This window comes from Desemzia sp. FAM 23990 (genome assembly GCF_045528485.1).
Lineage (GTDB): Bacteria > Bacillota > Bacilli > Lactobacillales > Carnobacteriaceae > Desemzia.
Map to the genome: position 1 here is coordinate 1 of NZ_JBGQQW010000033.1, position 22380 is coordinate 22380.

The 22380-nt window shown below is 36.1% G+C and carries 17 protein-coding genes and 1 pseudogene; 14 read left to right on the forward strand and 4 right to left on the reverse strand.

Translation table 11 applies throughout. From position 1 onward, the window contains the following. The first annotated feature begins 162 nt into the window (after nucleotides 1-162). Nucleotides 163-2268, forward strand: coding sequence for a GW dipeptide domain-containing protein (locus tag ACEN4I_RS12000; protein WP_407103148.1), 2106 nt, complete (start codon nucleotides 163-165; stop codon nucleotides 2266-2268). A 307-nt stretch (nucleotides 2269-2575) separates the two neighbouring features. Here ACEN4I_RS12000 and ACEN4I_RS12005 read toward each other — a convergent pair. Further along, nucleotides 2576-2773, reverse strand: a pseudogene (locus ACEN4I_RS12005) (IS30 family transposase); the annotation flags it as partial. A 10-nt stretch (nucleotides 2774-2783) separates the two neighbouring features. Beyond that, nucleotides 2784-2984: a hypothetical protein gene (locus tag ACEN4I_RS12010; RefSeq protein WP_407127824.1), complete on the reverse strand. Its 201-nt coding sequence runs from the start codon at nucleotides 2982-2984 to the stop codon at nucleotides 2784-2786. 290 nt (nucleotides 2985-3274) lie between these two features. On the opposite strand from ACEN4I_RS12010, the gene wecB reads away from it, so the two are divergent. The 11 genes from wecB (at nucleotide 3275) to ACEN4I_RS12065 (ending at nucleotide 15309) form a co-directional block, all read left to right on the forward strand. After that, nucleotides 3275-4414 carry a non-hydrolyzing UDP-N-acetylglucosamine 2-epimerase gene (gene wecB, locus ACEN4I_RS12015; protein WP_407103177.1) on the forward strand — a complete coding sequence of 380 codons (1140 nt, stop codon included), beginning with the start codon at nucleotides 3275-3277 and terminating at the stop codon, nucleotides 4412-4414. A 130-nt stretch (nucleotides 4415-4544) separates the two neighbouring features. After that, complete coding sequence (locus ACEN4I_RS12020) at nucleotides 4545-5513, forward strand: LCP family protein (RefSeq protein ID WP_407103151.1); 969 nt, start codon at nucleotides 4545-4547, stop codon at nucleotides 5511-5513. A 135-nt stretch (nucleotides 5514-5648) separates the two neighbouring features. After that, a complete protein-coding gene (locus tag ACEN4I_RS12025; protein ID WP_407103152.1) occupies nucleotides 5649-6815 on the forward strand; it encodes a nucleotide sugar dehydrogenase in 1167 nt (388 codons plus the stop codon). A gap of 76 nt (nucleotides 6816-6891) precedes the next feature. After that, nucleotides 6892-7959, forward strand: a complete 1068-nt coding sequence (locus ACEN4I_RS12030) for a glycosyltransferase (protein ID WP_407103153.1) — start codon at nucleotides 6892-6894, stop codon at nucleotides 7957-7959. Nucleotides 7960-8086: 127 nt separating this feature from the next. Beyond that, on the forward strand, nucleotides 8087-10456 hold the full coding sequence (locus ACEN4I_RS12035) for a phosphoketolase (RefSeq protein ID WP_407103154.1): 2370 nt from the start codon (nucleotides 8087-8089) through the stop codon (nucleotides 10454-10456). 145 nt (nucleotides 10457-10601) lie between these two features. Further along, nucleotides 10602-11369 (forward strand): tyrosine-protein phosphatase, encoded by a 768-nt coding sequence (locus tag ACEN4I_RS12040; RefSeq protein WP_407103155.1) that lies wholly within the window; start codon nucleotides 10602-10604, stop codon nucleotides 11367-11369. A 122-nt stretch (nucleotides 11370-11491) separates the two neighbouring features. Beyond that, nucleotides 11492-12388 carry a UTP--glucose-1-phosphate uridylyltransferase GalU gene (gene galU / locus ACEN4I_RS12045; protein WP_407096911.1) on the forward strand — a complete coding sequence of 299 codons (897 nt, stop codon included), beginning with the start codon at nucleotides 11492-11494 and terminating at the stop codon, nucleotides 12386-12388. A gap of 413 nt (nucleotides 12389-12801) precedes the next feature. After that, nucleotides 12802-13614: an SGNH/GDSL hydrolase family protein gene (locus ACEN4I_RS12050; protein WP_407103156.1), complete on the forward strand. Its 813-nt coding sequence runs from the start codon at nucleotides 12802-12804 to the stop codon at nucleotides 13612-13614. Nucleotides 13615-13985: 371 nt separating this feature from the next. After that, nucleotides 13986-14174 (forward strand): hypothetical protein, encoded by a 189-nt coding sequence (locus tag ACEN4I_RS12055; protein WP_407096913.1) that lies wholly within the window; start codon nucleotides 13986-13988, stop codon nucleotides 14172-14174. 185 nt (nucleotides 14175-14359) lie between these two features. Continuing rightward, nucleotides 14360-14749, forward strand: a complete 390-nt coding sequence (locus ACEN4I_RS12060) for a YtxH domain-containing protein (protein ID WP_407096914.1) — start codon at nucleotides 14360-14362, stop codon at nucleotides 14747-14749. Between the two features lie 50 nt (nucleotides 14750-14799). Next, nucleotides 14800-15309 carry a lipopolysaccharide assembly protein LapA domain-containing protein gene (locus ACEN4I_RS12065; protein ID WP_407096915.1) on the forward strand — a complete coding sequence of 170 codons (510 nt, stop codon included), beginning with the start codon at nucleotides 14800-14802 and terminating at the stop codon, nucleotides 15307-15309. 116 nt (nucleotides 15310-15425) lie between these two features. Here the strand turns inward: ACEN4I_RS12065 and ACEN4I_RS12070 are convergent, their stop codons facing one another. Next, a complete protein-coding gene (locus tag ACEN4I_RS12070; protein ID WP_407103157.1) occupies nucleotides 15426-16382 on the reverse strand; it encodes a YsnF/AvaK domain-containing protein in 957 nt (318 codons plus the stop codon). Nucleotides 16383-16542: 160 nt separating this feature from the next. Beyond that, on the reverse strand, nucleotides 16543-18351 hold the full coding sequence (glmS, locus tag ACEN4I_RS12075; RefSeq protein ID WP_407103158.1) for a glutamine--fructose-6-phosphate transaminase (isomerizing): 1809 nt from the start codon (nucleotides 18349-18351) through the stop codon (nucleotides 16543-16545). A 388-nt stretch (nucleotides 18352-18739) separates the two neighbouring features. On the opposite strand from glmS, the gene ACEN4I_RS12080 reads away from it, so the two are divergent. Together ACEN4I_RS12080 and ACEN4I_RS12085 are read left to right on the forward strand one after the other, a co-directional pair. Then, nucleotides 18740-20179: a PTS mannitol transporter subunit IICB gene (locus tag ACEN4I_RS12080; RefSeq protein ID WP_407103159.1), complete on the forward strand. Its 1440-nt coding sequence runs from the start codon at nucleotides 18740-18742 to the stop codon at nucleotides 20177-20179. 107 nt (nucleotides 20180-20286) lie between these two features. After that, the gene (locus ACEN4I_RS12085) at nucleotides 20287-22368 is read left to right on the forward strand and encodes a BglG family transcription antiterminator (RefSeq protein ID WP_407103160.1); all 2082 of its coding nucleotides are present in this window, start codon (nucleotides 20287-20289) and stop codon (nucleotides 22366-22368) included. Nucleotides 22369-22380: the final 12 nt, after the last annotated feature.

Sequence of the window (22380 nt, forward strand, 5' to 3'; positions counted from 1 at the left end):
CCAATTGACTACAATAAAACGTTGTTGTTGGATGCTAATGGAATCAGCTAAATAAGCAAAATTTTCTGGAAATAGTCATCCTTTGCGTAAGCATTCGATTTTTTTTACTTTTTTCAAGAAAATAATAGTTCAGAATATTCTGACTATATTTATGCAACACTAGTGAGTTCTATTGTTTTATCGATATTTTTATCAGCTGTTGCACCAACAATTGTGTTAGCAGAGGGAAATAATTCTAATACTAATAAGGAACTAGTTGAAACGGATATTACCAAACAAGATGAAAAAGATAATAATGTAGAAATAAAAAAAGATGAATCAGAAAGTTCTGAAAATCCTGTAGCAGCAGAAGAAACTATTTTAGAAACTAAAGAAATAGACAATACTGAAATAATGAATTCAAGTAATGAAACAAGTGAGCAAGAATCAACTATTGATAATGAAAATGAAACAAAAACTAATAGTAAAACAGAAGAAGCTACAACAATTGATAATGAAACAGAAGAGACTGAAGCAGCTAATAGCGAGAAAGAAGAAGATTCAACAAGTGCAGAAGAAAATGAAACAGAAGAGATTAAAGAGAACGTTTTTTCTTTAGAAGAAAATCGTGAATTAGCTATGAAAATTATGGAAGAAGAAATAAACAAAAAAAATAAAATTTCTTTGTTTAGCACTAATTCCATAGTCCCTACTACTGTTTTCATCAATAGTATTGCTTCAGCTGCTGTAAATATGGGAAATCAATATGGACTATACCCGTCGGTTATTATGGCACAGGCTATTTTAGAAAGTGGTTGGGGGAACAGTAGTTTATCAAAAGCCCCTAATTATAACCTCTTCGGGATAAAAGCTGAAAATGGTTATACTGGAAATTTTGTAACTGTAGATACTAAAGAATGGGTTAAGGATCAAAATCACAAAGATGGTGGATATTATATAACAATTTCAGCTAAATTCAGAAAGTATTCTTCCTATACAGAAACTTTTAAAGATCATGCATTATTTTTAAAGAAAGATCGATATCAAAAAGTGTGGTTGAAAAATGCAGGAACTTACCAAGAAGCTACAAAAGCATTATCTGATGCTGGATATGCTACAGATCCAGAATATGCCTCTAAATTGAATAGTATTATTGCAAGTTATGATTTACAAAACTATGATTTATGGGAACAGACTAATTACAACACAGTTATTACAAAAAGCGGAATATCTATTGATTCATTACCGTGGGGAATAAAAGGTTTTGAAAAAATTGCAAGTTCTTCAGACTTTGTAGGAATAGAAGCTCAAGTCACAAAAAAAACACACAATGGAGCATACGCTTTTATTGTAGTGAACGGAGAAGAAATAGGTTGGATAAATTCACAAGCCTTAAATTTATTTGAAACGAATATTGTTGCCTATAATGCAATTATTAAAAAAACTAGTATATCGATAGACACAATACCATATGGTATTCCTGGATATAAAAAAGTGTCCTCATCAACTGACCATTTAGGGAAAGAGCTGCAAGTAACTCGGAAAACAAAAGATGGAGAATATGTTTATCTTTTAGTTGATGGAAAAGGTCTAGGATGGATCAACAAAAATGCAATACAACAGTTTAAAACAAAAACTCTTTCTTACACAGGAATCATAGCAAAAAATAGTATCTCAATTGATAGTTTACCATGGGGTACTTTTGGTTATAAAAAAATAGCTTCATCTTCAGACTATACAGGTAAAGAATTACAAATTACCCGAGAAACAGAAGACGGGAAGTACATCTATATACTAACAAATGGAAAAAATATAGGTTGGATTGATAAAAATTCTATTAAGCAATTTTTAACTAAAACTGTTTCTTATACGGCTTTTATAGCTAAAGAGCGTATCTCAATTGATAGTTTGCCGTGGGGGACTTTTGGTTATAAAAAGATAGCTTCAACCTCAGATTATAAGGGAAAAGAGATAAACGTAACAAGAGAAATGAGCAATGGAGATTATGTTTATATTTCTGTTGATGGAAAAGAAATTGGTTGGATTAATAAAAACTCATTGCAAACATTGAAGTCAGAAATAAAACCTTATACAATACGGGTAAACAAAAAAAGTATTTCAATAGATACGCTTCCTTGGGGAACTCTAGGATATACAAAAGTGGCTTCTTCATCAGATTATCTAGGAAAAGAAGTAAAAATAATAAAAGAAACATCTGACAATAAATATGCTTATATTTCTATAGAAGGAAAAAATATAGGTTGGATAGATAGAAAAGCCTTGCAATAATCTACAAAATTATCGTTTAACTTATATTAATATAAGATTTTTATTCGTTAAAGTAAATATCTATACGAATTAATTGATTTTAAATAATTTATTGATTTTTCCACATCATTAATTAATAGTAACTTTGTTTCTTTATGTCTCTCTGGTATAGATATAATTATTTTTTTGGTATCTTGTTAATTAACATATATTTCTATTATCTAAAAGCTAATTGCTTTGATTACGAATTTTAAAAATTTATGTCTTTTTATAAAATGGTGTTAAGAGAGGTTAATATATAAAATTATGGATAAAGTGTTCTCTTTAAATTCTGCTTGTCTACGATTGAAGAAATGAAAGCTTGATCAGTCAGATTGAATTCCATTGCTTTAGGCAATTTGTCTTTTCGTAGGAGACAGTTGAAATGTTCATTCAGCTCGCGTTGCGAAGGTGTTCCTGGATCTGTAAAATAGATAGCAACGTCGTGCTAATTACTTAAATACTTCGAGTTGGAGAATTCTTTTCCGCCTACCACACTATTTTTTGTTTTCCATGTACTGTTGATAGTAATCAAAGGCCGTATGGCCTTTCTTCAGGAAATTAATGGCGTTATAAATCGGTGTCCAATACCGTTTCCGGTATTTCGCAATTTTCGCAACGTTGATGTTTTGATGGTAGTAAGCATCTATCATCACCAGTTCATCCATGGTAATATGGGTTAGGTCATTCGTGATCACTCCCATGTTTTCTTTAGACGGAAATACATTTTGAGTGCACCACGAATGGTTTTTTTATTTTTCTAGCTTAATTTTACAATTGGCGAAATAAAACAAAGGACTATAAGTTACTTTATGAAAATAATTTATTTTCATAAAGTAACTTAAGTGTTGACCCAAAAAGCTTCGCTTTTTTATAATTTTTCGTTTGTTAAAGACGCTTTTACTTATATATGATAAACTAGATGAATATAGAATTTGGAATAATTGAGAGAAATCACATTTTGTTATATATGGAAAGTAGGCTTAAAATGCAAAAAATAAAAGTCATGTCTGTATTTGGAACACGTCCAGAAGCTATCAAAATGGCTCCTATCGTATTAGCATTAGAAAAACAACCTGAAAAATTTGAATCAATTGTAACAGTTACAGCGCAACATAGAGAAATGTTGGATCAAGTGTTGTCTTTTTTTAATATCCAACCTGACTATGATTTAGATGTGATGAAGCAAAGACAATCTTTATTGGAAATAACAGCAAATGTTTTAACAGGACTTGATAAAGTTATGGCAGAAGCAAAACCAGATATTGTTTTGGTTCATGGTGATACAACAACAACTTTTGCAGCTAGTATTTCGGCTTTTTATCATCAAATCAAAGTAGGACATGTAGAAGCTGGATTAAGAACTTGGAATAAGTTTTCTCCTTTTCCAGAGGAAATTAATCGTCAAGTAACAGATGTCATAGCAGATTTGTACTTTGCTCCGACAAAACAAAGCAAAGAAAATTTGTTGAAAGAGAACCATCTCGATGAAAATATATTTGTAACAGGAAATACAGCGATTGATGCTTTAAACGAAACAGTAAAAGAAGATTATAGCAATGAAGTATTAAAAAGTATCCGTACTGATAAAAAAACCATTTTATTAACTATGCATCGTAGAGAAAATCTAGGGAAACCCATGCAACAAGTCTTTGAAGCAGTACATAATGTTGTAGAAACTAATGAAGATATAGAAGTGATTTATCCAGTTCATTTAAATCCAGTTATACAACAATTGGCTACTGAGTTTTTAGGAAACCATGATCGAATTCATTTGATTGATCCTCTTGATGTGATTGATTTCCATAATATAGCAGCTCACAGCTATTTGATAATGACAGATTCTGGTGGCGTACAAGAAGAAGCACCTTCTTTAGGAGTTCCGGTCTTAGTATTACGTGATACGACTGAGCGGCCAGAGGGAGTAGCAGCAGGTACATTAAAGTTAATAGGTACTGAAAAAATAAATGTTGAACAGTCAATGATACAACTTTTAACGGATGAGTCTCTTTATCAAAAGATGAGCTTAGCTAGTAATCCATATGGAGACGGTAAATCGGCAGAACGTATATTAGATGCTATTTCATATTCATTTGAACGAACACAGAACAGGCCTCTTGATTTTTAAGTAAATAAAGAGAAACGATGCGAAAAAATTCACAATTTTATATAGATTACTTTTTGATAAAATAGTATGATATATAGGAAAAGTTTTTTATTTTTATCTAAATCGAGTAATCACTGAAAGTAGGAGAACGATGGACAATAATACACGTACTAAACGTAGAAAACCTGAGAAGAAAAAAAGCTCTTTTTTAAAAAAATTAGGCTGTTCTATTGGAATCATTTTTTTAGTCTTACTTATAGCAGCAGGTATTTTCGTATGGAAGGTTTATAGTGATGTAACAAGTACCACAGACGAAATTTATCAAGACGTTGACAAAAATGAGCTTCGAGAAAATCCGGTTGAAGTCGGAAATAAAGAACCGTTTTCTATCTTGTTATTAGGGGTTGATACCGGGGATCTAGGCCGAACAGAACAAGGCAGATCAGACACTATGATGGTGATGACAGTGAATCCTAATACCAATCAAACATCTATCGTAAGTATACCGAGAGATACATATACGGAAATTATTGGCCGAGGTACTATGGATAAAATCAATCACGCGTATGCATTTGGTGGTGTATCTATGTCTATGAACACAGTACAAAACTTATTGGATATACCTATTGATTACTATGTCGAAGTCAATATGCAAGGGGTAAAAGATATTGTAGATACTCTAGGCGGAGTCCAAGTTACACCGGATTTGTCGTTTGACTATGATGGGTACTCATTTGTTGAAGGTCAAACAACTACCTTAGATGGAGATGCGGCGCTAGCTTATTCTCGTATGCGTTACGATGATCCAAATGGCGACTATGGTCGTCAAGCTCGTCAAAGACAGATTATTGTGGCTGCAATGAGCAAAGTAGCTTCATTATCTACTATTATGAACTACCAAGGAGTTTTAGGAACTCTGGAAAATAATATGCAGACAAACCTTACTTTTGATAACATGGTCTCTATCTTTAATGATTATAGAGGTGCTGCTTCGAATGTAGAGCAAATTCAATTGCAAGGTGCTGGAACAAAAATTGACGGTATCTATTATGCAATCATTGATGACAATGAATTAGCGACTGTCTCAGAGACGCTCAAAACACAACTTGAAATTGAGTAGCAGAAAAGACCATGATTGAATTCATGGTCTTTTTTACGTTATTCTAACAATTCTCAAAAAGGATTGTTTTGTAGATGTTTTTTTGCTACCATTAGATTATTATTGAAGAGATAACTAAAGAGGAAGTGCACATGAATGAATATTACTGTAGTAGGATTAGGATACGTTGGTTTGTCTAACGCTGTTTTATTGGCACAACACAATCGTGTACGTGCGTTAGAAATCGTTCCTGAAAAAGTAGAACTGATCAATCAAAAAAAATCCCCTATCGTGGATAAAGAGATCGAAGAATACTTAATAACTAAAGAGTTGGATCTAACGGCTACAACAGATAAAAAATTTGCTTATGAAGAAACAGAATTGGTGGTGATCGCTGCACCAACAAACTACGATGATAAAAAAAATTATTTTGATACTTCTGCAGTGGAAGTAGTGATTGAAGATGTCTTAGAATATGCGCCAAATGCGACTATGATCATCAAATCAACGATTCCTGTCGGATATACAAAAGAAATCAATGAAAAGTACCATACGCAAAGTGTTGTTTTTTCTCCTGAATTCTTAAGAGAAGGAAATGCTTTGTATGATAACTTGTATCCTTCAAGAATCATTGTAGGAGCTAAAACGGAGAAAGCAAAAGCCTTTGCTGATTTAATGGTTCAAGGAGCTATTAAAGAAGACATCGACGTGCTATTCATGGAATCTACAGAAGCTGAAGCGGTGAAATTGTTCTCTAATACATATTTAGCTTTACGCGTAGCTTATATTAATGAGTTAGATACTTACGCAGAAGTAAGAGGATTGGATACAAAAGCGATTATTGATGGTGTTGGGTTAGATCCACGTATTGGAGATCACTACAACAACCCTTCATTTGGTTACGGCGGCTACTGCTTGCCAAAAGACACCAAACAATTATTGGCCAACTATGAAGACGTGCCAAACAATATCATTGGTGCTATCGTGGATGCGAACAGAACGCGTAAAGATTTCTTAGCTTCACAAGTAGTGGCTAAAGATCCTAAAGTAGTCGGGATTTACCGCTTAACGATGAAAACAAATTCGGATAATTTTAGAGCTTCTTCGATTCAAGGAATTATGAAACGGATTAAAGCTAAAGGAATTGAAGTAGTGGTTTATGAACCTGTACTAAAAGAAGCTGAATTTTATCATTCAAGAGTTGTGAATGACTTGGAAGAATTTAAAAAGATATCTGATGTGATCGTGACAAACCGTGTTACTGAAGAATTAGCTGATGTGGAAGACAAAATTTATACAAGAGATTTATACCACAATAATTAAGATTGACTAGACTAATTTGTGTAGCAAATGCAAATTAGTCTTTTCTTTGCGAAAAATGGAATGTTGGAGGGGTTTAATGACTCAAAGATGGGTAGTTTTCTATGTATCCTCTCATGGATTTGGACATATGACGAGAAGTTTAGCAGTGATTGAAGAAGTAATGGAAAAGACGGATTATCATGTTTACTTAGCATGTGGGAAATACCAAAATGATTTTGCAAGAAATTACTTAGCAAAATATCAGAATCGAATGCAGTTTAGTGATTTTCAGACAGATGTGGGTCTGGTAACAGCTGACAACAGTTTAGTAGTGGATGCTAGAGAAACTGAACGGCAGTTAATCGATTTTGTAGCAAAATGGGAAGATATTGTTGCAAAAGAAGTAGATCATTTAAAAACACGGACAGTAGAATGCGTAATCAGTGATATCAGTCCTATTGGAGCACTGGTCGGGAATAAATTAAATGTACGTACGATTGGGTTATCGAACTTCACTTGGGTTGAACAATACGAATACTTCTATTTAAAACAAGATATTATTGATCAATTCAAAACTGCCTATGCCTATTTTGACGAGTTTATTGAATATTCATTGGCGCTTCCGATGGAAAGCATTACAGTTCCTAAAAAGAAAATTGGTTTTGTGGCTCGTGAGTTAGATTGGAGAAAAATCAGCGACCTTAAACAATATTATGGATCTAGTATTTTTATTTCTTGTGGGAAAGCAGTGACCATAGATACTATCCACGTTGAAAATTACAGCGGAACAATTTTTACGACTAGCGGAGTAACCGTTACTGGAAGTGATCATGTAGTGAAATTGCCGGTTGATACATTAGATACACACAATTATCTGGCAGCTAGTGATATAGTGATCGCTAAAGCAGGATGGGGAACGATTTCTGAAGCCATTACGGCGAATAAAAAATTGGTGTTGATTGAGCGGGAGAGTGTTCTGGAAGATTCACACAATATTCAGTGCTTAACAAATAATCATGTAGCTCTCTCTATCAAAGAGAGCGATTTAGGGTCTTTGGATATTATGGAACTGGAAGCCATAGCGGACCGAAAGATTTCATTTGAAAGACTGAACCGTTACACTAACCAACAAGATAAAGTAGTGGACATGTTAGGATTGAATTAAACAGCTTTGGTGGGGTATATCTACTCTACTGAGGCTTTTTTTGTTTGATATCGTTTCAATTAATTGTATCTAGAGAAGTAAAAACGTTATAGTAGGGGCATAGAAAAAAAGAAAAGGAGCCTTTACTATGACGAATTCAGCAGATTATTCTTCAAAAGAGTATTTGAATAAAGTAGATGCTTGGTGGCGAGCAGCGAACTATCTTTCTGTAGGGCAATTGTATTTGAAAGATAATCCTCTGTTAAAGCGTCCTTTAAAAGCAAACGATTTAAAAGCTAATCCAATCGGCCACTGGGGAACGATTCCCGGACAAAATATGATTTATGCTCATTTGAATCGTGTCATCAATAAATATGATTTAAACATGTTCTTTATTGAAGGACCAGGACATGGAGGTCAAGTGATGATTTCCAATGCCTATCTGGATGGCAGTTATACAGAAATCTATTCCGACATCACAGAAGATGAGATCGGTATGCAGAAGTTGTTTAAACAATTTTCTTTCCCAGGAGGGGTGGGGTCACATGCGGCTCCAGAAACACCTGGATCTATTCACGAAGGTGGAGAATTGGGATATTCGATGTCGCATGCGGTAGGATCGATTCTAGATAATCCAGATGTTATTGCAGCAGTTACGATCGGAGATGGTGAAGCAGAAACGGGAGCTTTAGCTACTTCGTGGTTTTCGAATGTATTTATTAACCCTGTAACGGATGGAGCAGTATTGCCTATACTGCATTTGAATGAATATAAGATTGCCAATCCAACGATTCTTTCCAGGAAAACAGATGAAGAGCTGACAGCTTATTTTGAAGGAATGGATTGGGATCCTATTTTTGTAGAAGGTACTGATGCAGAAAAGGTTCATTCTCAAATGGCAGAAAAACTGGATTTAGTGGTTGAAAAAATACAAACGATTCAAGATACCGCTCGTGAAAATAGTGCTGAAGAAGCTAAAATGCCTAAATGGCCTGTGTTGATCGTGCGTACCCCTAAAGGATGGACTGGTCCTGTAGAATGGGATGCAGAACCTATTGAAGGGTCATTTCGTTCCCACCAGATCCCTATACCTGTAGACCAAGAAGATACTGAGCACATGGATGCGTTAGTCGACTGGCTAAAATCGTATCGTCCTGAAGAGTTATTTGATGAAAATGGAGCTTTGGTTCCAGAAATTAAAGAAATAGCTCCAAAAAGAGAACGTCGAATGGCTATGAATCCTATCGCCAATGGGGGAATTGATCCTCAACCGTTACAATTACCCGACTGGCGAAATTATGTGCTGGACATTCAGGAACCGGGATCTGAAGATGCGCAAGATATGACGGAGTTTGGAAGTTTTGTACGGGATATCGTGACGGAGAACCCAACCAATTTCCGTTTGTTCAGTACAGATGAAATGAAATCTAATCGGTTGAATCGTGTATTTGAAGTTACTAATCGCCAGTGGATGGAGTCGATCAAAGAACCACAAGATGAGTTTCAATCTGCAACAGGCAGAGTGATCGACTCTCAATTGTCTGAAAATCAAGCAGAAGGTTGGTTGGAAGGATACGTTTTAACCGGCAGACATGGTTTTTTTGTCAGCTATGAAGGTTTCTTACGAGTGGTAGATTCCATGTTGACGCAACATTTCAAATGGCTGCGTAAGGCTAATGAACTCCCATGGCGCAAAAAATATTCTTCTTTAAATATCATGGCTTCCTCAACCGTTTTTCAGCAAGATCATAATGGCTATACACATCAAGATCCTGGAATTCTCACCCATTTAGCGGAAAAGAAAGCTGAATTTATTCGAGAATATTTGCCAGCGGATGCAAACTCATTGCTTGCTGTCATGGATAAAGTATTTCAATCAGAGCAAAAAATCAATTTAATCGTTTCCAGCAAACACCCTCGTCCACAATTTTATAGTATGGAAGAAGCTGAAGAATTAGCAGACAAAGGTCTGAAAGTCATCGACTGGGCTAGTAGTGATAAAGATGGCGAGCCGGATGTAGTAGTGGCAGCTGCTGGTACAGAATCAAATTTAGAAGCTTTAGCAGCAGTCTCCATTTTACGGGAACATTTCCCTAAATTAAAAATCCGCTTTATTAATGTGGTGGATCTGCTCATTTTACGTAGTCAACGTAAAGCGGCGCATGGGCTAAGTGATAAAGACTTTGATGGGTATTTTACCAAAGATACTCCAATTGTTTTTGCTTATCACGGTTACGAGGGATTGATTCGAGATATGTTTTTCGATCGGCACAATCGTAATTTGACGGTACATGGCTATCGCGAAAATGGAGAAGTCACCACTCCGTTTGATATGCGTGTATTAAATAAAATGGACCGTTTCACATTAGCTAAATCCATCGCTTCAGTTGGTCTTGGTTGGACTTCAGATGGCTTTACAAAAGAAATGGATGAGTTGCTGCAAAAACATCATGATTACATTCGTGAAGAAGGTAAAGATATACCGGAAGTAACAGAATGGAAATGGAAAAATAGTTAAATAGAAATCAAATAGAATGAGTCCTCACTGATGGGTGGGGACTTTTTACGTTGTCAATTCGCTACTAGCCATGTGGTTAGAAGTTCGCTATAATAAATAGAAGAGAAATCGCCTTGTTCTGATAGAAAATGAAGGAGTGTTTTACATGATTGATTTGCATTGCCATATTTTACCTGGCATTGATGATGGAGCTAAAACGATCGAAGATTCCATGGATATGGCAAGAACAGCTGTGGAAGAAGGGATCACTCACATTTTGGCTACCCCTCATTACAAGAATGGACATTGGGATAATGAGAAACCAGATATTTTGCCTTTAGTAGAAGAAGTACAAGAAGAGTTGGATGCAAGAGGTATCCCGTTGACCCTCTTTCCGGGACAAGAAGTTCGCATCACCGGTGAACTTATGGAAGATATTGAAATGGGAAATGTTCAGTTTATTGATGAAAGCAATCAATATGTGCTGATTGAATTTCCCACACCGTCGATTCCTGCATATACAGAAACCTTGTTCTTTGAATTGCAGCGTTCAGGTGTGACACCAGTGATTGTACATCCTGAGCGGAACCATGCCGTACTAAAAGACCCGAATGTTTTAATGCCGTTTATCGAAAAAGGAGCCTTAGCTCAATTAACAGCAGCAAGTTATACGGGTGGATTCGGGAAAGATATCCAACAAGTCAGCAAAAAGCTGATTGAGGCTAATCTCGTACATTTCATCGCTTCAGATGCGCACAATGTCAATAAACGCTCATTCCATATGAAAGCAGCCTTTGAGAAGTTAGAAAAAGAGTATGGACCGAATAAAGTAGAAGAATATCAACAAGTCACGAAGGATTTGGTAAATGGAGAAGTTATTGTCCCACCAACTCCAATGAAAATCAAACGAAGTAAATTATTTGGATTATTCTAGCAGCGTTTTTAGGCTTGGTGAGTAGACCAATTATACTAGGAAAAGGTGTTTGGATTTAGTATACTTGTAGAGAGTCTTATGAATGAATAAGTCATTTAAAAAAGTAATCTAGGAGGAAAGAAATGAAAAAAGTAAGAAAAGCGGTTATTCCTGCAGCAGGATTAGGGACAAGATTTTTACCTGCTACAAAAGCGATGGCAAAAGAAATGCTGCCGATCGTAGACAAGCCAACGATCCAATTTATTGTGGAAGAAGCGATTCAATCAGGAATCGAAGAAATCTTAGTGGTGACTGGTAAAAGCAAACGCTCGATTGAGGACCACTTTGATTCCAATATTGAATTGGAAGAAAATCTAAAAGAAAAAAATAAACTTGAGTTGTTAAAACTGGTTGAAGAAACGACAAAAATCAAGTTGCATTTCATTCGTCAATCTTATCCTAAAGGTTTAGGGGATGCAGTGTTGCATGCTAAAGCTTTTGTTGGAGATGAACCATTTGTTGTTATGTTGGGGGATGATCTGATGATTGATAAAGAACCCTTGACGAAACAATTGATCAATGAATACAATAAAAATAAAGCTTCCAATATCGCTGTAATGGAGATACCTAAAGAAGATACTTCTAAATACGGCATCATTGATCCAGAACGTCAAATCAGCGAAAAACTGTATAACGTACGTCAATTTGTTGAAAAACCTGCACCAGAAGAGGCTCCAAGTAATTTAGCGATTATCGGACGTTACTTATTAACACCAGAGATATTTACTATACTTGAAAATCAAGAACCAGGTGCTGGGGACGAAATCCAATTAACGGATGCGATTGATAAGTTAAATACGACACAACGGGTTTTTGCGCATGTTTTTACTGGAAAACGATATGATGTCGGGGATAAATTCGGCTTCATGCAGACAAGCATTCAATATGGACTAACTCACCCGCAAATCAAAGACGATTTAGCTCAATACATTATTGAATTAGGGAAAGAATTGGAAAGTAAAAGCACGAAGAAGAAATAAAAAAAGATCTTCATCTTCTAGCGTTGGTAAAGAAATTTTCTCCGGTCTACGGGGTTGCTTATGGAGAGCCATGGGAACCGCGTCTCAAGGCTTGCAAGCGTCAAACTTAGCGTAACGGCTAAAGCCTAACGCTAAGTAATTCCCATTGCATCCTCTTTCATGGCTATAAGCAACCCCGTATTCCTCCAAAAAATTCTAGGAATGAGTTTTTAACGGTTTAGAATTAATTTTTTTTCACTTACCAATGTCAAATGATATAGAACCATAAAAAACAATGGAACAGCTGACTCTTTTATAAATAAAGAGTCAGCTGTTTTTTTGAATGATTGATTCTGCTGAGAATGATATTCTGTGTTATACTGCAGATAAAGAATTTTTGGACGTATTTAAATAGTGTATAAGGAGCTTCACGAATGAGGGGTTTAAGTAAGAGCAGAAAAAAATGGTATATGGTCGGAGTTGTGATACTGGTGCTAGGATTCGTAGTCAGTGTTTATATACTGAGCCGGAATGACCGGAAACAAGCAGCAATGACGGCTAATTATGTCAATTCAGATGCTTATCAGCGAGAAAGTATATTAGATCGAGCTAGGTTCGTATCCCAAAGAGATGGAATAATGAATGTAGTAGTTTTAGGCAGCAGTGTGACAAAGGGGTTAGGGGCAACTGAGACCCAGCCTGTATGGGGCAGATTGCTTGAACAGCATTTGAATGCTTATAGCGAGATCAATGTGAATGTGCAGAATCATGGCTATAGCGGCTACAGTACTTCGGACCTGATACAAAACAACAAAATTGTGCCGGTTATTGAAGAAGAACCAGACATGATTATTTTTGAGTTGTGTTTAATCAATAATAATCGTTATCCGCAAAATACTCTTGTTCAAACAAAAGCCGATATCCAGTGGATCATGGAGGCTTTTACTAGAGAACTGCCGGATACATTGGTTATTTTCACGACAGCCAATCCTACGATCTATAATGATGTACTCCTTGCAGACGGGAAAATAACTTATGATCAGTACAATAAAGAAATCGCTACGTTTATTACCGAACAAAATTGGCCTTTAATCGATATCTATCAATTGATGCAGACAGAATTAGAAGAAGAGCATGTAGCTGTAGAGGCTATTCTGGATGATCATGTCCATCCGAATGGCGATGGTTATCAGTTGTGGTTTGATGTAATGGTAGAGAAGTTGAGTGTTCCGGTGAGTGGGTTGTAAACAGTAGTTGCTAGATGAAGTTTTTTGTATAGCCAATACAAAATAGAGGATACAACTAGAGGAGACCTAAAAATAAAATTAGATGTGAACCAAGTGAAAAAGTAGTGAAAAATATAGATAAACAACAAGCTGGAGGTTTGCTGATAAAGAACGGATTTGGTTATTTGATTCAGCGGAAAAATTAGTGAGTGATATGATCATCAGTCAATCAAAAAAATATGATGCTAATATAAACTATAAAAAATAATCAGTTGTCAGCTATTAAGTTCAAAGCATCTTTCAATGAGGGACTACAAGCATATCATTTGCCATTTTACTCGATTTTTCTTATTCTTAGAGTATAGTAAAAGTCATTGAGGAGGCTAAATAGAATGAGTCAAAAATTTGATGATTTGAAACAAAAACTTAAGAATGTTGATAAAGCGCAGATTGGTGATTTAATGAAAGATTTTCAACGGGCTAAGGAAGACGGAGAAATCAATGAAAAAGAACGCCAAGAACTGATGGATGCAGCTAAAAATGCAATAGGCGATAGTGGTTTCAAAGGATTTGGACTCTAACTTAAACAATTAAAATAATAAAGCTTAGATCTGTATTGGTGGTACTGATCTAAGCTTTTTCTGTTTCAAAAATGATTGAATTGACGTGAATCCAATTTTACAGGCGTTATTGTTTAGCAAAACGAAAGAATAGCGTATAATAAATTTATAAAGCAATTAAAAATGAATAGAAAAGAGGAAATCGTATGACAAAAGCAGGCGCATTTTTAAAAGGAGCAGCAATCGGGGCAGCTCTAGGATTGTTATTTGCTCCAAAATCTGGAGAAGAGTTAAGAAAAGATTTAATGAAAAAAAGAGAAGAAGCAATGGGGACTGCCAAAGGATATGCGGATATGGCAAAAGAAAAAGGTGCTGATTTACAACAAGTAGCTAAAGATGCTTCAGATGATATTCGTGTAACACTAAAAGACGGCTATGAAGAAGTAAAAGGCCAAGTGCAAGATACTGCTGATCAAGTAAAAAGTGATGCAGAGGATGCTAAAGATACTGCCAAAGAAACAGCTGAAGAAGTAAAGAATGAAGCTGAACAAGGCAAAGCTGAAGCTGATGCAACGGTACAAAATCCTCAAGATTAAGTTGGCTTTTTATCGAATTCATTAAGGATGATTAATGAAGGAGGAAAAAAATGGGACTAGCTATAAGTATCATATTGCTTTTATTGGCTGCAGCATTGATTTTCTTGAACATTGATGCCACTTTGCAACTGAACATAGGATTTACGGAAATGACTGTTCCTTTATGGGCAGTCATGGTAGGGTTTTTGGTGATAGGTTTGGTTGCAGCATGGCTGATGGCTCTTTCAAAAGAAAGAAAAAACAAAGAGACTCTAAAAGAAAAAGACGAAAAGCTAAGAGATCAAGATGACAAAGTAAGAATAGCAGATAAGACAAAAGAAGAGGCTGTAGTACAAGCTAAAAGAGAATCAGAATCTGAGCTGATCAGAAAAAATGCTGAGATCGAAGGTTTGAAGAAACAAATAGATAGTCTTGAGGATGAACTGAATAGGCATTTACCGAATCATTCCACTTCAGGTATGGAAACGAGTACACAGCATCAACCTGTTGAAGCTCCTATTACTCGAACAGAAAAACAGTCAACTGAAGTGCAAGTAGAACCAAGCGATAAAAGAAAATAAATAGAAAAACTCATCATACAAAATCATCTTGCGATTGACTTGTATGGTGAGCTTTTTTATCAACAGAAAAAAAGTAGGACGAATTCGTCCTACTTTTTCTTTACCATCTAATCGGCTTAAGATCTTTTTAAGTCATCATCATTATCAACAGTGACATCACCTTGAGTATCGACATCTAGATCTTCTTTACGAAGTGTTTCAGATACTTCTTTAGTTTCTTCTTTAGTTTCTTTGTTTACAACAACTTCATCTGTAACTACTGGACGTTTCGTTACTTCAATTTGTTCTTCTGTAATAGGAATAGTAATTTCTTCTTCATCACCTAGGACTCCGTCAGCTGATTCATTACCAGTAACAGGACGTTTTTCAATCGTTACTTCCTCATGTTTTACAGGTACTTCTACTGTTTTTGTTTCTTCAGTAACGTTTTTCTTAATGTTAACTTCACCCGTTTGAACTTCATTTGTATCTACATCTAGTCTTTCTTCTTGTAGAGTGATTTTATCCGTATCGTCCATTGAACGATCTGTCAGAGTTGGATCAACCTCAGGAACTGGATCCGGATCAGCCACTACATTATCTCCCGGAGTTAAAGCAGGATCAGGCATAATACCTTCTCCAGGCAATGGAGTAGGATCAATTACTGGCGGTACTGCGGTAGGGCTTGAAGTATCTAATGTATCTGCGTCAGTAGTATTTACATTATCTGCACCCATGTTAGGGTCACCATCTACTAGCACAATGATATTTCCGTTATCAATGTCTTCTTTGTAGTTATATAAAACATCGTCATCACGATTGTAATCGGGAGAGTCGTAAGAAGTTTCATCATAAGTGTCTACAGTAAAGACATCTTTGATTTTATCCCACATCGATTTGTCGTCATCGTTATCTGTTGCTCCATCATAATTCGTGGTCACATCTACATCTGTGTCCATTGAAATAGAATCTTTAACAGATGAATTAGTGACTAATGTAATATCATTTTCTGCATACCCTCGAGAAACTAAGACGTCAATTGCTTTTTGTGCTTCTTCTATAGATAAATAACTTCCTTCTACAAATTTGCTCATTATTGATTTCCTCCTTATTTCTTCTTGGCTATTTGATACAACTACATTGTACAAATTTTCGACACATTTGGCTAATGATATGATTTGATGAAGATAAAACTAAGGAAAAAGCTTCCACATAGACGATATTCATCGTTTATGCAGAAGCTTTATCGAAACATTATTCAACGGTAACGCTCTTAGCCAAGTTTCTTGGTTTGTCTACATCATTACCACGGTGCAAGCTAGTGTAGTATGCAATCAATTGAGTCGGGATGACACTCACGAGAGGAGTCAATAATTCATGAACTTTTGGTAATACATAAGCATCGCCAGCTTGTTCTAAGCCTTCCATAGCAATGATCATACTGTGAGCTCCACGAGAAATAACTTCATGTGAATTTCCGCGTGTGTGCCCAGCCGTTTTTCCGTCTGTAATGATCGAAATAACAGGAGTGCCTTCTTCAATCAAAGCAATCGTTCCATGTTTCAATTCTCCAGCCGCAAAGCCTTCTGTTTGAACATAAGAAACTTCTTTCAATTTTAAGGCAGCTTCCATAACCAGGTAGTAATCAACACCGCGTCCAATATAGAATGCATTACGGCTGATACTCAAATGAGTTAAAGAAAGCTGTTCAAAAATTTCTTTGTCATCAATAACGGATTCAATAGCATTGGCTACGATCCCAATTTCGTGAGCAATATCGATTTCGATAGGCAATCCCTTAGCTTTGGCCACTAATTCAGCCAAAATAGATAGCACCGCAATTTGCGCTGTATAGGCTTTAGTAGAAGCAACAGCAATTTCTGGACCAGCGTGCAACAATAATGTAAATTGTGCTTCGCGAGAAAGAGTAGAGCCAGGTACGTTAGTAAGTGTTAGAGATGGGTAACCCATTTCGTTTACTTGGACTAATACTTGACGACTATCAGCCGTTTCGCCACTTTGTGATAAGAAGATAAAGAATGGTTTTTCAGTTAATAACGGCATATTGTAGCCGAATTCGCTTGATAAATGCACTTCTGTAGGAATTTGAGTCATTTTTTCAAGCAATTGTTTTCCTGCCCATCCCGCATTGTAACTTGTACCACAAGCTACGATATAAATACGGTCACTAGCTAAAACAGCCTCCAAAATTTCAGGATCCATTTCTAATTTGCCGGCTTCATTTTGGTAGTTTTGGACAATTTTCCGCATAACAGCTGGTTGTTCGTCGATTTCTTTCGCCATGTAGTATGGGTAAGTGCCTTTACCTAAATCATTTGCGTCTAAATGTGCGGTATAAGAATCGCGTTCGATCACTTCACCAGATAAATCTTCGATCTGAATGCCTTCATTTGATAATGTAGCTACTTCACCGTCCATCAGCTCGATGAATTGATTCGTTTCACGAATCATAGCCATTGCATCACTACAAATCACATTAAATCCATCACCAGTACCTAATAGTAAAGGGCTTTTGTTTTTTGCTGCATAAATCACATCTGGATTTTCGTTATCTACTAATGCTAAAGCATATGAACCTTTTAAAGTAACGATAGCTTTTTTAAAAGCATCCATTGTATCTAATCCTTCAGATTCAGCAAACCAAGCAATCAATTGAACGATGATCTCAGTATCTGTATCACTGTGTAATGGAACATTAGTTAAGTAAGCATCGCGTACTTCTGTAAAGTTTTCGATAACACCGTTGTGAACGATAGAAAAACGACCACTGTTTGATTGATGCGGGTGAGCGTTGTCTACACTTGGAACTCCGTGAGTTGCCCAACGAGTGTGGCCGATCCCTGAAAAAGCCGAAACAGATTCATCCACTTTATCTCGTAAAGCAGCAATACGTCCTTTTTCTTTAAATAAATGACCCGTTTTTTGATTATCCATCACGTAGATTCCTGCTGAATCATACCCGCGATACTCTAAAGTATCTAAACCATTTAACAAAATTTCTTTTGCATCTTTATTTCCGATATATCCTACAATTCCGCACATTCATTATTCCAACTTTCTATGGTATTTTTTAATTTTTAACTTGCGTGTAGTAGATGCCAACCAGCTCGTAAAACGTACGATATTAATCAGTTTATTTAATTGGTATAGACAATATCAGGAACGCTTGGCAACGAGAACAACTAAATAGTACAGCACTAGCAAAAAGATGTCAATGAATTGTTTTATTTTTATTTAAAAATTGGTCTATACGAAATGCGCGGAGGCAAATAGGCACTCTAAAAACAGTAGTGCTGTCAGCGTATATAGTAAACACACTCTTGACACAAACGGGCGTGACAAAGTTGACAGTAGGATGCATTGAAAACGTGTTCAATAAATTGTAAGTTTTTACATGAGAAAAGGAATATTATTTAAAGGAGGAAATGTCGTGGAACAAACAGTATCAAAGTCAAATACAGGAAGAAAGTCGGCCGTTCAAAAGTTTGGTAGTGCTTTAAGTGGGATGGTGATGCCGAATATTGGCGCTTTTATTGCATGGGGGATTATTACTGCCTTATTTATCGGAGACGGTTATCTACCAAATGAACAATTGGCCACTATTGTAGATCCAATGTTGAAATTCTTATTGCCATCATTGATTGCTTATCAAGGTGGGTATAACGTATATGGTCAACGTGGAGCAGTAGTCGGAACGATCGCTACATTTGGTGTCATCATGGGTTCAGAAGTACCTATGTTGATTGGAGCTATGGCTCTTGGTCCATTAGGCGGTTATTTAATCAAGAAATTTGATCAAGCCTTTGGAGACAAAATTAAAACGGGACTGGAAATGTTGGTCAACAACTTCTCAAGCGGTATTATTGGTTTTATCATGGCAGTCATTGCCTTCTATATTGTTGGACCATTTGTTCAAACCTTGACAGATATTATGGGTCAAGGCGTAGCGTGGATCATGAATGCTGGTTTGCTTCCATTAGCAAATATCTTTATTGAACCAGCAAAAATTTTGTTCTTAAATAACGCTATCAACCATGGTATTTTGACACCATTGGGTATTGAACAAGCTGCCGAAGCAGGCAAATCGATTCTATTCTTATTAGAAGCAAATCCTGGTCCTGGTTTAGGTATCTTAGCAGCTTACATGGTTTTTGGTAAAGGTTCATCTAGATCTTCTGCTATTGGAGCATCTGTTATTCATTTTGTCGGTGGGATCCATGAAATTTACTTCCCATATGTATTGATGAATCCATTATTGTTCTTAGCTGTTATTGCTGGTGGGATCGCTGGTACCTTTACAAATGTACTCATGGGTTCAGGCTTAGTTGCAGCTGCATCTCCTGGTTCAATCTTTGCAATTTTAGGGATGACGGCTAGAGGCAGTCACATAGGCGTTATTCTAGGGGTGCTTGCAGGTGCAATAGTTTCCTTTGCAGTAGCCGCTTTGATATTGAAAACAACTAAAGTAAAAGATTCAGATGAAGAATTTGACGCTAAAGTTCAAGAATCTCAAAATCTTAAGTCACAATCAAAAGGTCAATCTGTTACAGCTCCTGTAACAACTTCAGTGAGCAACGTGAGTGATTCAGCAGTGTCTAAAATTATTTTTGCTTGTGATGCAGGAATGGGTTCAAGTGCAATGGGAGCTTCTCTAATGCGTAAAAAAGTCAAAGAAGCGGGATTAGACATTCCTGTTACAAATTCTTCTATCAGCAACTTGCAAGATGAAGAAGGGTTACTGGTTATTACACAAGAAGAATTAACGGACCGAGCTTCTCAGAAAACTCCTGGGGCAACTCATGTGTCTGTAGATAACTTCTTAAGCAGTCCTAAGTACGATGAAGTTGTGAATCGTTTGAAAGAACAATAATTGAACCATTCATAAAAATTTAATAAGGAAAGTGGTGTAATTTATCTTACACTGCTTTCCTGTTTATTGATTTAATGAGAAATTTTTTTCCAGAGAGGAGGAGGAAATTGTATCTATCTAATCGAGAAAAGAAATTGATAAATATATTTTTGGAACAACCAAATGGTGTGACGATCGATTATTTGAGTGAACAATTATCTGTCAGCAATCGTACCACTTATAGAGTCATTTCCAGTATGGAAAGTGCGTTAGCTCAGTTCCAAATAAAGTTGACTCGAGATACGAAAGGGTATCGTCTGATCGGGAAAGATGTTTTTTTAGAAAAACTAAAAGAACAAGTCAGCTCTCCCCTAGAAGAACTGTCAGTCCAACAAAGGCAAAGCAAATTGATCATCACATTATTGATGGAAAAAGAAGAGGTCAAAATGGAGTCTCTTGCCATCGATTTAAATGTCAGCGTGGGAACGATTCAGTCAGATTTAGTCTCTATTGAAGAAGTATTTAACGAGTACCAAATTAGAATCAACAGGCGAAAAGCAAAAGGAATTCTAGCTGAAGCTTCTGAAAGTAACCGGCGTTTGATCATCAGCGGGCTGATTACCAGTGAAATCAACGAATACGATTTTTTTCAATTGTTTGATCGAAGCAATCAATTAAAACAAGAACGGTGGAAAAACATTCATAACCCTTTTCTGGATGAATTAAATCCTGAAGATCTTGAATATGCTTATAAGGCATTGAAAGAGATAGCGGGATTCAATACCGAAGAAGTGACGGATACTCAATTTCAACGTTTGGTCATTCTATTGTGTATTTCTATTACACGAATGAAACTGGGGCTGTTGCTGGATGAGATTCAATTAAATACACCAAAGACGATAGCCCATAGTAAAAAAAGTCAAATGATGGCAACCAAAATTATGGAAAATATCCAATTGGTTTATCATTTGGAAACCTTACCCATAGAAGAAAAGGAGTTTTTAGCTCTGCAGATTCAGGGGCTGAACATTCCTCTAAAAAATGAATTTTATGAAGATTTTGATGTCAATCTAGGGTATAAAGTTCGTGAATTGATTCGGCTGGTTTCAAAAGATCTGGGTTGGGATTTTTATCTGGATGAGACCTTATATCAGGATTTGCTGCAGCACGTATCTGCAGCATTAAATAGAGCACAAGCTCCTATGCCAGAAAGCAATAATCCGTTGCTCAATAAGATTTTTGAGGAGTATGAAGAAATCAGTTTTTCGGTACAAAACAATTTAAAAACCATTTTTCCAAGTACGAAATTTTTGTCGAATGAAGTAGTCTATATCGTTATCCATTTTGCGTCTGCTTATGAACGAAATCCACGTACTCAATCGTTGTCCGTACTTGTTATTTGCTCAAGCGGGGTTGGCACAGCCAAAATCTTGGAAAGCCGGTTGAAGAAGCACATTCCTGAAATTACAGAGATCGAAATTTCCCAAATCTCGCAATTGAGCAATGTGCATTACGAAGAATACGATTTGATTCTTTCGACAGTATTTCTTCAAGGTTTTGAGACGGAGTATAAAGTGGTCACGCCTCTTCTAATGGATGATGAGGTGAAGAGTATCAAGTTGTACACCCGACAAATATTAGCAGAGAAGAAAAATAAAAAGGAAATGCAAGACCAATTGTATTCCCATAATCATGCAGAAGAGAATGATTTTAAAGATTTCTTCGAAAAATTGTCTGAAGTGAATACTGTTCTAGAGAATTTTGATTTGATTCTTATCAATAATCCCTCAAATATAGAGGATTCTCTAACCTTAATGTGCCAGAGGCTTGAAGGGGAGATCGTATCAAATACTAGAGAGGTAAAAGAAAAATTAGTCAAACGAATGGTACTAGCACCTATTGGATTGCCTAGCACCAATATGGCGTTGTTTCATTGTATTGATGAAGCGGTCCTGAAACCTTATTTTGCTATTTTTGAATTATCGCATCCCTTCCAAATTCAGGCTATGGATAAGAAGAATCTTCAGGTGAAACGTGTGTTGATGATGCTGGGTCCCGATCCATTAAGTAAAAAAACGCAAGATATATTAGGGGCGATCAGTGCAGCGATTGTAGAAAGTTCCGTCAATATGGAATTATTTAATTCAGGCTCAAAAGAATTGATCAGTCAATTTTTAAATCATTTGTATTTAGAAAAAATAAAAGCTTAGTGAATAGGAGAA